At 46.0% G+C, this 12,476-nt stretch carries 10 protein-coding genes; 2 read left to right on the top strand and 8 right to left on the bottom strand.

The window, feature by feature from the left end:
• Window positions 1-86: 86 nt before the first annotated feature.
• From KUA48_RS08670 to KUA48_RS08635, 8 genes are all read right to left on the bottom strand, one after another.
• Window positions 87-1,109: a galactofuranosyltransferase gene (locus KUA48_RS08670; protein ID WP_153073636.1), complete on the bottom strand. Its 1,023-nt coding sequence runs from the start codon at window positions 1,107-1,109 to the stop codon at window positions 87-89.
• A 42-nt stretch (window positions 1,110-1,151) separates the two neighbouring features.
• Window positions 1,152-1,907 (bottom strand): lipopolysaccharide kinase InaA family protein, encoded by a 756-nt coding sequence (locus KUA48_RS08665; RefSeq protein ID WP_218432995.1) that lies wholly within the window; start codon window positions 1,905-1,907, stop codon window positions 1,152-1,154.
• 22 nt (window positions 1,908-1,929) lie between these two features.
• Window positions 1,930-3,654 carry an ATP-binding protein gene (locus KUA48_RS08660; RefSeq protein WP_153073638.1) on the bottom strand — a complete coding sequence of 575 codons (1,725 nt, stop codon included), beginning with the start codon at window positions 3,652-3,654 and terminating at the stop codon, window positions 1,930-1,932.
• A gap of 51 nt (window positions 3,655-3,705) precedes the next feature.
• Window positions 3,706-4,629 carry a lysophospholipid acyltransferase family protein gene (locus tag KUA48_RS08655; protein ID WP_218432994.1) on the bottom strand — a complete coding sequence of 308 codons (924 nt, stop codon included), beginning with the start codon at window positions 4,627-4,629 and terminating at the stop codon, window positions 3,706-3,708.
• Between the two features lie 41 nt (window positions 4,630-4,670).
• Window positions 4,671-6,524: an ABC transporter ATP-binding protein gene (locus tag KUA48_RS08650; RefSeq protein ID WP_153080132.1), complete on the bottom strand. Its 1,854-nt coding sequence runs from the start codon at window positions 6,522-6,524 to the stop codon at window positions 4,671-4,673.
• Between the two features lie 124 nt (window positions 6,525-6,648).
• The gene (gene miaB, locus KUA48_RS08645; RefSeq protein WP_006848118.1) at window positions 6,649-7,983 is read right to left on the bottom strand and encodes a tRNA (N6-isopentenyl adenosine(37)-C2)-methylthiotransferase MiaB; all 1,335 of its coding nucleotides are present in this window, start codon (window positions 7,981-7,983) and stop codon (window positions 6,649-6,651) included.
• 53 nt (window positions 7,984-8,036) lie between these two features.
• On the bottom strand, window positions 8,037-8,978 hold the full coding sequence (locus tag KUA48_RS08640; RefSeq protein ID WP_117586115.1) for a phosphatase PAP2 family protein: 942 nt from the start codon (window positions 8,976-8,978) through the stop codon (window positions 8,037-8,039).
• 154 nt (window positions 8,979-9,132) lie between these two features.
• The gene (locus KUA48_RS08635; protein ID WP_117693260.1) at window positions 9,133-10,128 is read right to left on the bottom strand and encodes an NAD(P)-dependent oxidoreductase; all 996 of its coding nucleotides are present in this window, start codon (window positions 10,126-10,128) and stop codon (window positions 9,133-9,135) included.
• 125 nt (window positions 10,129-10,253) lie between these two features.
• Here KUA48_RS08635 and KUA48_RS08630 point away from each other — a divergent pair, with 125 nt between their 5' ends.
• Together KUA48_RS08630 and KUA48_RS08625 are read left to right on the top strand one after the other, a co-directional pair.
• On the top strand, window positions 10,254-11,522 hold the full coding sequence (locus KUA48_RS08630) for a serine/threonine-protein kinase (protein ID WP_153101148.1): 1,269 nt from the start codon (window positions 10,254-10,256) through the stop codon (window positions 11,520-11,522).
• A gap of 360 nt (window positions 11,523-11,882) precedes the next feature.
• A complete protein-coding gene (locus KUA48_RS08625; protein ID WP_118253644.1) occupies window positions 11,883-12,455 on the top strand; it encodes a hypothetical protein in 573 nt (190 codons plus the stop codon).
• Window positions 12,456-12,476 lie beyond the last annotated feature (21 nt).

The raw sequence follows: 12,476 nt of genomic DNA, 5'->3' as shown, positions 1-12,476 counted from the left end.
GAACTTGCTTGTGAAGTGTCAGTTTTATATATTTTTAAGATTGTAGCTCCTCTATCTTGCTGAAAACTAAGTTTATATCTGCAATATTATAGCGAGCGAAAAGCGTCTTGAAGGAATCTGCCTTTGTTCAGCTTCTGAGCCAAATTTACCGCTTGCTTTTTCATCTCCTTTTTCTGTTCCGGGGTAAGATTGGCAAGTTTGTCATCCAGCTCTTCCAGCGAACAGATGGTTATACCTGCTCCAGCTTCTTCGATGATAAGAGCTACGGCAGCTTCTTTCCAGATGATGAGCGGCAAACCGGCACGGAGGTAGAAGGATACCTTATGAGGAGAATTCCATTTCAGGTATTGCCCGTATTCTCCCGAGCATCCGTCAAGAGAATCGCCGTCCCATACCAGTCCGAAGTCGGCATCTATGTGCTTGATAAATTCCTCTGACGGTACAAACCCTTGGTAAGTAATCTGAGGATTGTTTTGCAAACCTTGCAGACCTTCTTTGTTTCCACAAACCAGTAATTGCCAATGGCTCAATGTCTTGGAAAGTTCTATCAGGAATGAATTCTTCTTCATGCTCAAGGCTCCGGCATAAACCACCTTTATCTGTTCTCTTTCTGTTACCTCTTCCGAGCATCTTGATGCAGAACGATAGTCGAATAAGCCCAGGGCACCAACTGGCTTCTGTAACCCATGCTCTTTGAGCCATCCTTTCATCTTATCGTTTGATGCGATGATATAGTCACTATTCGAAAGACGGTTTATCTCTTTCTGGATGGTGAGCTTCTTTCTGCGGAAAGAGCCGAGGTCGTGAATCAGAGAAACCGTTCTGGCTCCTTTCAGTTGGGCTATATGGCAGAGAAACGAAAAGTACTTTTTTACAGGATATTGCAAGAACAGCACATCGTCTTTCTGGAGTAAGATACAGGCACGGATGACGCCTATTAAGTCTAGGAAGAAAGCCAATATCTTGCTATTCCTGATTGTGCGTGGTAAGCCAAGATTGATGGCTCCCATTTCTGCAAGCGTATCCTCGTTGTCTGTTTTTGCTTTATTGCCGGCACTTGTCAGATTATAATAGTTGCGGCTAATATAACAGAGTCTTTTTTGTTCCATATTCAATAGTTTATATGTGAAATGTACAAAGATGAGTTTGAACTATAATTCTAGCTGAAATGGAATTTCGTGCTTCTTTCCATATTTGGTCCAGAACCTAGCCCGTTCTTTCATCACATAGGCTACAGCCTTGTCGGTATCTATGTTGCGCAGCAAGGCATATTCGCTTACTAAGATACGGGTGAATTCTTTGGGCCCCCAGAATCTTCTGAGATTATAAAGTCCTTTCTTCTCGCTTACTGGTCCGAAATCCATTCTGTTGATATCTACCAGCATGAAATGGAATCCTTCTTCATCTCGTTTCCAGAGAATATTGCCAGGAGTAAAGTCCTTGTGGAGGATTTCGTGCAGATGGATGTCTGCAGCGAAATGGGCTAAAGCTTTTGCCATGTATTGATATTCTTCTGGCTTAGCATCTGCCATCTCATAGAGGGTATGACCATAGTCACACTGGATGGTGATAAGATAGCTATATCCTAAGAGATTCAGAAAGTTATGCTCTTCAATGAGGGCTAAAGGTTCTGGAGTATTGATTCCTTTCCTTTTCAGAATCATAGGATATTCGAATGCTCGTTGACCTTTTGGCTTCCTGATATTCCAAGAATAGATAAATTTGTTGAGACCATGTGGTATATGAAAGCGCTTTATGTTAACCTGTGTTCCATCTGGTGCTGTTAGCACCTTGATGAGGTTGCGCTTATTATATATCTCACGACCTTCCTTCTCGAAAATATCAGGTATGCTCTCGATAAAGACTCTCAGATATTCGTATTTAGGATTTATCTTAATCTTTCTCATTCTTATAGTTAAATATGAATGTTTATACTTCTTCCATTCGTTTCATTTCCCATCCAGCAAACTGGATGATGATTTTATGCAATGTCGTGCCTTGGCGCAAGACTTCTATTCTTGGTGCTGCGGCATAACGATTGATCTGTTCTACTGCTTCCTGCCATTGTGCCTCGGCTTTTGCCTCAAAATCCTTGGCTGGCAACATCTTCAGTTCGATGATATAGCTATGCTTGGTAGGATAGTGAGTCAGGTCGGGCAAGAGGAAGAAATCACAATAGCCGTGATTTAATTCAAGCTCGGGAGCCGTAATGTAATAGCTGCTCAGGTAGAGATATGCCATAAAGAAACCTTGCAGGTTGCGCTCGGCTTCGATGCCATCTCTTACTGATGCCACTTCGGCGTAAGCCTTCGACATAAAGCCCAAGACATCTTCCCATTTTCCATAGAACGCCATGCAGGTGAGCATATAACCAAACTCATTCAGGTTGATATGGTTGATTTCCTGATATTGCTCCTGCAGATAGCCATAATATTGACGGCGGACATTGTTGTTCGGGATTCCCAAGAGCAACTGGTCGCCGAAAGTATCCTTGATGGTAAGCATGCCGTAATAGAACAGCAGGCTTGGGAAGTATTCCGGCTTCACGATTTCACTGGCAGGGAAGGTTTCGTATAGATTCGATACGATGCTGCCTTCCTCCGTAATCCTGCGGATGATGCCCTTGCGGTTGCCGTCTAGCTTGTCGAGTTGGAGCAGTCGCTTCATCTTGTTGTAGTCGGTTTTCGTGTTTGGGTCTATCATCTGCTTAGGGGCTTTACCATCGTCCATGTAATTACGGAGATAATATAACACCATATCGCAATTGAAAACCCTGACCTTACTGTTTAAGCATGCCTCTGAGAAGCAATAATTGTCATACCACGGCTTAATCTCTTCTATCATTGCCTCGATATCGCTATCTGCCGGAATCTGTCCCGCATCGCGATAACGGGTAAACATGGCTCGTACATCTTCTGTGCTGAAGCCCAGCATCTTGTCAAACTCGGGCTTGGTTGAGATATGCCAGCCGATGTTGAAGCCACTGGTAACATCGTCTAGTGTTACAGGGCTTACACCCATCATGAATATCTTGGCGAATGAACCCTTGAACTTCTTGAAGTAGTCGCGGTAGAAACCGCTGGCATGCGTCATCGCATGATACACTTTTTCACCCTGTTCATTGAGCACGGTGTTGGTGAAGTTGTCGTATTCATCGATGATGAGATAAAGCTGATAATTGTGTTCTTTTGCGTATTTTTGGATAGTAGCAAGCTTGTTGGATGCTACATCCTCTGCAAGAACGGTCTTTCTGGTTGCTTCATCATAGAATTGTGCATATCTGTTGATGAAAGCGTCAAAGCAGATATTGCAATACGAATTGAAGCGTTCCTCCAGATTGTCGATGTTTCCTCCTACTTGTGAGAAATCGAGTGTCAGTACCTGATACTTACCCTGTAGAGGGGTAGGCTGACTGCCAATCCAGAGACCTCCGAAGATTTCCTGGAACTGGTCTTTTATCTTGCAGTCATAGTAAGCTTCGAGCATACTGAGGAACAGGCTCTTGCCGAAGCGGCGAGGGCGAATGAATATCAGGTTGTCGGGTTGAGCCTCCAACAACGGAATATACATAGTCTTATCTACGTAATACTGATTTTCTCTGATAACTCTCAGGAAATCAGAGACTCCATAAGGTACTCTTTTTGCTTCTATCATCTTGTAACCCTTTCTATTATTAAGATAAACTCTATTTCTCTTGGAACAACTCTATTCTCTCGGTACAACTTTCCCCTTCACCACCTCATATCGCTTATCAAACTCCTCCCTGGTTCGCTTCCATCTGTTATGCGTCCATAAATAATAAGGTGGATTCTTGCGGATGGTTTCTTCCAGCATCTGGAAGAAGCGACGGGTAATCTCGTGCTCCGGCAGGGAGTTCGGATTGCGGGTGATGAGTTTGTAGGTTGCCGTGTAGTAGCCGCGCTTAGGGCGGGACATCTCTACATAGAACACGGCATCGTTCATCTTCCTCATGATTCTCTCACCGCCAGTAAATACTGGGGTTTCGGGATGGTTGAGGAAAGGAAGCCACAGGTGGATGTTTTCCCACTTGGGACCCTGGTCGCTGATGTAGCCGAAGATGCTGCGGATGTTCTTGCGTTTGTAGTCTACGAGATAGCGGAGGATGTCCTTCTTTGGGACAGGCACTCCGTTTTCTTCGTGAGAGCGGATGCGCTTGAAGAGTTCATCGAAGGCTTGGTTACGCAGAGGATGATAGATGAGGCCTATGATGCGGGTTTTAGGAAGTTTGATGCCTACACATGAGAGCCACTCCCAGTTGCAGTAATGACCGAGGATGGCTGCCACATCCTGACCTTCCTGGAAACATTGCTCCACTTCCTCGCTGTTGATGACCTGGAATCGCTGGCGCAACTCCTTGTCACTGATGCTGAGCAGTTTGACAGCCTCGAAGAAGTAATCGCTGAACCAGCGATAGAACTTCTTCTCAATGTCGATAATCTCTTCTTCTGATTTCTCGGGAAAAGAGCTGGTGAGATTCTTACGCGCAATACCTCTGCGGTACTTGATGACGTAATACATCATGAAGTACTCGAAGTCGGCAATGCAATAGAGCAGCCTGAAAGGCAGCAGCGATATTGCATAAAAGAATGCATAAACAATCTTAACCATCTGTAAAACTATAAATTCTTAACTATTAACTATTTACTCAATTACACCTGCTGCATATCATGCAACTTCTTGTAATATCCGTCTTTTCTAATCAGTTCATCGTGGGTACCGCGCTCCACAATCTTACCCTCGTGCAATACGCAGATTTCATCGGCATGCTTGATGGTACTCAATCGGTGAGCCACAGCCACGGTGGTACGGGTTTTCATCAGTTTCTCCAAGGCATCCTGTACCAGGCGCTCGCTCTCGGTGTCGAGGGCTGATGTCGCTTCATCGAGGATGAGGATAGGAGGATTCTTGAGGATGGCACGGGCGATGCTGACACGCTGGCGCTGGCCACCGGAAAGTCTGCCGCCTCGGTCTCCGATATTTGTATCGAAACCATGCTCCGACTTGGTAATAAACTCGTAAGCATTGGCTATCTTAGCTGCATTGGCTATTTCTTCATCCGTAGCATCGGTCTTGCCGAATCGGATGTTGTCCTTGAAGCTTGCATTGAAGAGAATAGCCTCCTGGTTTACATTACCTATCAGCTGTCGGAGATCGTGCACGCAGAGGTCCTTCACGTTGATACCGTCGATGAGCACTTCGCCCTCCTGTACATCGTAGTAGCGAGGAATCAGGTCGAGCATCGTACTCTTTCCGCTACCGCTCTGACCCACCAGTGCGATGGTCTTTCCCTTAGGAATCACCAGGTTGATATCCTTCAGCACGTAAACCAGTTCATCATTCTGATGGTCGGTATAGGCAAAGGAAACATGGCGGAACTCTATCTGATGTTCGAAGCTGCTGATATGCTCAGGGTTCTCCTTATCCTTGATTTCCACCTCAGCCTGCAGAATCTTGTCGATACGCTCCATACTTGCCAATCCCTTTGGGATATTGTAACTCGCCTTGGAGAATTCCTTCAGTGGGTTGATGATGCTGTAGAGCATCACGAGATAGAAGATGATGGTAGGACCGTCGATTCTGCCGTAATCCAGAACCAGGATACCGCCAAACCACAATACCACTACGATGAGGATGGTTCCCAGGAACTCACTCATCGGGTGTGCCATCTGCTGGCGGATATTTACGCGCATGATGTTGTCGCGGTAGCTGCTATTAACCTGATTGAAACGCTTGTTCATCTTTTCTTCTGCACAGAACGCCTTGATGATGCGCAAGCCGCCCAGGGTTTCTTCTACCATACTCATCGTGTCGCTCCAAAGTGCCTGTGCCTCGATACTGTGTGCCTTCAGTTTCTTGCCCACTACTCCCATGAACCAGCCGAAAGGTGGTACAAAGAGAATGGTGAAGAGGGTGAGCTGCCAACTGATGCAGATCAGCGTAACGAAATAGAAGAGAATCAGGATAGGGTTCTTGAAGAGCATGTCGAGCGACGACATGATGCTGTTCTCCACTTCCTGCACATCACCGCTCATGCGGGCAATGATATCTCCCTTGCGCTCCTCGCTGAAGAAACCGAGCGAGAGACTGTTTATCTTCTGGTAAATCTGGTTGCGGATGTCTCTTACGATACCTGTACGAATAGGTATGATGGTGGCTGACGAGAGGAAATAGGCTCCCGTCTTGAGGAATGTCATGAAGGCTAGGAATATGCCGATGACCAAAAGGGCTGTTGATGCACTATGGACAACAATAAACTCCTGAATATAATAATACAGGTTATTGGTTGCAACCTCCTTGATGCTACCCCAATCTCCATTCCAGTGCATATACTCGTTGACACGGATACCACCATCTACTTTGAACAGGATTTGCAGGATTGGTATCAAGGCTGCAAACGAAAAGATGTTCAATACCGCAGACAGGATATTGAACAGGATTGACAGTCCCAGATACTTTTTGTATGGAGGGACGAATCGGCGTAAAATTTGCAAGAATTCCTTCATAGGTGCAAATATAGTGCTTTTTAAGAAAACCGCCAAACTTTTGGCGGTTTTTCTTGTTTATATTCTGTTTTTTCTTTCAGAAGAGTCTTTTTATTCAGAAAAAGCTGTTCTGAAGAGTTTGGTTTTACTCCTTTACTTCTTCTCCGAAGAGAGTAGCAGAGGTAGAACCGGTGATGCGAACCTTCACGAACTCTCCGATGTGGTGGTTGCCCTTATCGATGACAACCGCCTTGTTCTGTTCTGTTCGACCCATCATCTGTTCGCGGCTACGCTTGCTGAAGTTCTCGATGAGGATGGTGAATACCTTGCCCTCATCCTTCTTGTTCTGTTCGGCGCTCACCTCGGTTTGCAACTTGATAAGTTCGTTGAGGCGGGCTATCTTGGTTTCCTCAGAAACGTTGTCTGGCAGGTGCTTGGCTGCGTAGGTGCCCGGGCGCTCTGAATACTTGAACATGAAGGCGCTGTCGAATCCTACTTCCTTCACCAGCGAGAGGGTTTCCTGATGGTCTTCCTCGGTCTCGTCGTGATAACCCACGAAGATGTCGGTGGTGATGCCGCAGCCTGGAATGATGCGCTTGATATCGGCGATGCGCTGCAGATACTCCTCACGGGTGTATTTGCGGTTCATCAGCTTCAAAATCTTGTTGCTTCCGCTCTGTGCAGGGAAGTGGATGTGCTTGCAGAGGTTTGGCTCTTCGGCAATGGCGTGGAGGATGTCCTCGGTCATATCCTCTGGGTTAGAGGTGGTGAAGCGCACTCGCATATCCGGTACAGCCTGGGCTACCATGTGGAGGAGCTCGGCAAAGGAAAGACTGCCTTCCTCGCGCTTGCCCGATGGCGAGAGACCATAACTGTTTACATTCTGTCCCAGCAGGGTAACCTCCTTGAAGCCACGCTGCTGCAAATCGCGAACCTCACGCAGGATGCTCTCAGCATCGCGGCTGCGCTCACGTCCACGGGTATAAGGCACGATGCAGTAGTGGCAGAAGTTGTTGCAACCACGCATGATGCTTACGAAACCGCTCACTCTGTTGCCACCGATGCGCTGAGGTACGATGTCACGGTAAGTCTCGGTCTTAGAGAGTTCGATGTTGATGGCGTTGGTTCCCATCTCGCACTGCGCAATCATATCCGGCAGGTTGAGATAGCTGTCTGGTCCGCAAACGAGATTGGCATAGTGGTTCTGGATGAGGTCATCCTTCACGCGCTCTGCCATACAGCCCAAAACGCCGAGAATCACCTTTCTTCCCTTTTTCTGCTCTGCATGCAGGGTGTCGAGGCGATGATAAATCTTGTTCTCTGCATTCTCGCGGATACTGCAGGTGTTCAGGAAGATGGCATCAGCCTCTTCTTCTTTCTCACAAATTTCGTAGCCAGCCATCTGCATCACAGAGGCAACTACCTCACTGTCTGCCACGTTCATCTGGCAGCCATAAGTCTCAATAAATAGTTTCTTCATTGTTCTAGATGAATTCTATTCGTTTATAATGTTATTGTAATTAAAATATGTAACTATCTGAATCTCAGTCGCGAAGAAGGAGTATGATGCTCTATCATTCCCTTCGATACTGCCATCAATGCAAAATAGATGACGACGGCAGAGATGAGGCCGGCGATGGCATCGATGAGATAATGCGCCTGAATATATACGGTAGCCAGACACAGGAAGATGTAGAATGGCAGCATCACGTATAGCATTTTTCTGTTGCCGGCATGCCAGACCAGGAGCATGCAGATGGTGCTCACGCCCACATGCGAACTTGGGAAAGCGGCTGTAGGACGCTCGCCGGCGTTCTTGGCGTCTTCTACAAGCTGGTAGAAGATTCCATCGGTGTAGCCCGGTGTCGGCAGGCAGTTGGTATGGGTATTGAAGTAATCGCCCAAAGCCGGGAAGATGCCTTTGGTTATTTCTGATATCCCTACTGCATCAAAGTAGAAGGTCGGACCCGCTACCGGTACATAGATGTAGATGAGATAGTAGATAAAGAAACTGGTGAGCATGACGAATGCAGCTCTTTCAGCCTCATAATATCTGCAGAAGAAATAATAGAATGAAACCAATGCAATCATCGGATAATACATAAAGTAGCCCATCGACATCAGTTCGCTTACTACAGCCCAAGGCAGGGCTTTGGCAAAGAGCAGGGCGGGTTGACAGCCGAAAAGATCCTGCTCCCAACCTGCAAAGATATGGTCGAGATTTGGGAACATGCGGTTGATTTCGTAGGTGTCGGGATACCACCAGGCAAGCAAAGCCATCTGGGCAATGATGCGCACCATCTTGGTGATGCGGCAAGGTATCATGCGGTATACTGCCCAAAGAGCGATGGTCATGACGAGCACTCTCAGTCGTCCCCAAAGCATAGCTTCCGGGTTTACGAGTTTGGTATAGGTAAAGAGCATGGTGATAATGGTGATTGCCATATATCCCAGCATGACCCATTCCAGTGTCATCAGTCCCTTCTTCGGGTTCTTGTCTATCTTGAAATAATCTTTTATCACGCTTCTTATTAGTTTATAATTTATAGTTTACAGTTTATAGGGCAATCTCGCTATACGGTGTAGCCGTTATCAACTATCAACTATTAACTTTTAACTATTAACTAGTTTACAGCCATCCGTTATCTTTGTACCACTTGATGGCGAGCTTCACACCTCTTTCCAGTGGATAATGAGGATGATAGCCCAGTTCATCCATGGCTGGCTCAATATCACATCGCCAGTTGCGCTGTTTCAGAATGTTGTACTTATCATTGTTCAGGGCCGACATCTTACCCGTCATCCTTCCGAGATACTCTCCGAAGAAGGTTACGATGCGCAACACCCAGACAGGTGCCTTGATGCGTAGCATCCAAGGATTGCCTAACTCCTTTTTTATCAGGTCGCTGAAGGCAGCTGACTGATATACTTCTCCATCGCTGAGGAAGTATTTCCTGCCGTTCATTCCATGATCCAGAGCCAGGAATACAGCCTGTACCACGTCCTGTACATATACAAAAGTGATGTCCTGACGCTTGAATCCTACAGCAAAGTCAACATGTTGCTTGATGCTCTGCGCCATGAGAAAATAATCTTTCTCCCTAGGACCATAAACTCCTGTAGGGCGGAGGATGATATAAGGGAAGTTATTGCCGATGCTGTCCAGATAGCGTTCTGCCTCCAGCTTACTCTTTCCGTATGCAGTATTTGGCTTAGGAGTATCATGTTCTGAGATTTCCTGATAAGGCTGCTCTTCGCGGATGGCTCCAAAGATGCTGAGCGAACTGACAAAGACAAATCGCCTGATAGGCATCTGGAGGCGCAGAAGGACGTTCACCAGATGCTTGGTTCCCTCGGTGTTTACCTTATAAAAGTCCTCTGCATGCAGGCACTTCGTTGCGCCGGCTGCATGCACTATATAGTCGAACTCGTGCGGGGCGAGTTCTTTCTCCAACTCTTCCTCTGAAGAAAGATTGAGATTGATAAAATGGATGCGCTCGTCTTGCAGATACTTTCTGGAACTGGTAGGGCGTACTGCCGCCCAGGTTTCCATGCCCTGTCTTAAGGCCTCTTCCACGATGTAGCTGCCGATAAAGCCCGACGCACCCGTTACTAGAATCTTCATTAATTATTTATAAAATTGCAATTTTGGCTGCAAAGATACTATTTTTTCATGAGTTATCCACATTGTTATGCAAAAATTATTTTAAATTCTTCTGTTTCTTCACAAAAAGTATTATCTTTGCACTTATGACGCAAGTATCAGGTTTTATATTGTCCTCAGAGTTTGAAGTCTCGGAAACATTCACAGAAATATCCGAACTTTCTTCCAGCGGTTTCAATGTCCTGCTCCAAGCCAAGCGCAACGGTCAGTGGTGGATATTGAAATCGTTGAAGCCTGATGTGTGTCATGATTCTACCTTCCTGCAGCTTCAGCAGAAGGAATATGATATTCTTGCCCGTCTTGACCATCCCGGTATTGTGAAGGTGGAGGGGTTGGAAGAAGTTGAGGGATACGGCAGGTGTATCGTGATGGAATGGATAGATGGCGTGACGCTTGATGAGTGGCTTGCCCAGAAGCATTCCGGTTTGGAGCGCCGGCAGATTGCCCGCCAGCTTTTGCTGGTGATGGAGTATGTGCACGAACAGCAGATTGTGCATCGCGACCTGAAACCTGCCAATATCATGATAGCCCGTAACGGAGGTACGCTCAAGTTGATTGATTTCGGGCTCTCTGATGCCGATAGCTATACCATTCTGAAGAGCCCTGCCGGTACCGAAGGGTATGTTTCGCCTGAGCAGCAGGAGGAGAGTGTGCCTGATGTGCGCAATGATATCTACAGCCTGGGAGTCATCTTGAAGGAGATGCGGCTGGGATGGTCTTGCCGTTGGGCTGTCAAGAGATGTTTTCTTCCTTTAGAGTATCGGTATCCTAATGTGTTAGCTTTAAGGATGCATATTCAGTCGCTTCATCGTCGCCTAATAGCTTTAAACTGTCTTCTCGCTTTTTTAGTTTTGGGCACATCAGGTATTGTTTTATATAATAAGGTGGTAAAGCCAGAGATACTATACGATGTGGTTGCTCAGTTTACTGTTGGCAACCTGGTATATAAGTCGTGGGGTGGTGGTTTGGTTACTGTAAGTGCTGCCAATGACCGGGATTCTGTCATCGAGATACCTGCTACCGTGAAATATAAGGGTATGGATTATCGTATAGATGAGTTGGAGGATAGTGCTTTTGCTGCTCACCCTTTCTTGAAGCGGGTCGTGATGCCTGATAATCCCAAGTTGCATGTGATGAAACATATCTTTGCTGGCAGTCCTAATCTGGAGGGTATATATTTCCGTAGCAAGACACCACCTATGTTGGGCAATGCAATCTGGAGGGTGACGATGGATGATATCTTTGAGACTCCTAGTTTTGGGAAGATTGTTCTCTATGTTCCTAAGGGTAGCAAAGATGCTTATTGCCGTTCACCGTGGGGGCACTTTACTTATATTGTGGAGTTTGAGAAATGACAACGATAAAATTAAAAATGGCACTCCCTGGTTTTGAGGGGATGCCATTTCTTTGTTAAAAGGATATGGTTTGAGATTTATTTGAATCTCAGACCGCAGGGATGTTATATCTGTCCTGCTCTAATATCCTGGGTTCATAGAAAATGATTCAAATGACTATAAATACGCTTTCAGATTTTATTTTATCTCCCAAATCAATCTTTACTTTCTGGCTGCAAAAATACATAAAAAGAACGAAAGTAGATTGGTTCAAAACGGTTTAATTTCAGCTTATTGCAATAAAAGGTACATTTTTTGTGGGAAAAACGGCAAATATTGCTTATCTTTGCAATCTGTAAAAAGCAAATAGATGAATATATAATGATGGAAGATTATAAAAAAGAAGATTTTGATAGACTCAAGAATGAGGTCGAAACGCTGGTGGGACGAAAGATCGTTTCACCAAGGGATTTTGATTTCCTTTCCCGACAGATAGAGGGTTATACCCAGGAAACGGTTTCGGTGAGCACGCTGAAGCGTCTGTGGGGATATGTGGCATGTTCCTGCAAGCCGAGCAGGTTCAATCTGGAATTGCTCTCCCGCATGGTGGGATATCCCAGCTGGAATGCGTTCGTAGAGAGTAAGGATGCTGTTGCTTCCAGCCGATTCTTTTTCAAGAGCAAGCTGATTGCTGATGCTCTTGTCGTAAATGATCTGGTTAGACTGACCTGGCAGCCCGGCCGTATTCTTACCATCAAGTATCTGGGAAATGACAATTTCAAGGTGATGGAATCGCTGAACAGCAAACTGGCTGCCGGGGATACGTTTACCTGCCACCAGTTTGTGGCTGATGAGCCTCTTTATCTTTCCAACCTGACCCATCCCGGCATTCCTCCCTGCAACTATGTGGCAGGACAGAATGGAGGCATCAAGTGGAATGTTCTTGAAGGATAAACTGTACGGTTCTTTCACCAT

The organism is Segatella copri, assembly GCF_019249795.2.
Classification (GTDB): domain Bacteria; phylum Bacteroidota; class Bacteroidia; order Bacteroidales; family Bacteroidaceae; genus Prevotella; species Prevotella copri_B.
The sequence above is the reverse complement of the archived record's forward strand: the minus strand, read 5'-3'. Positions and strand labels throughout refer to the sequence as shown.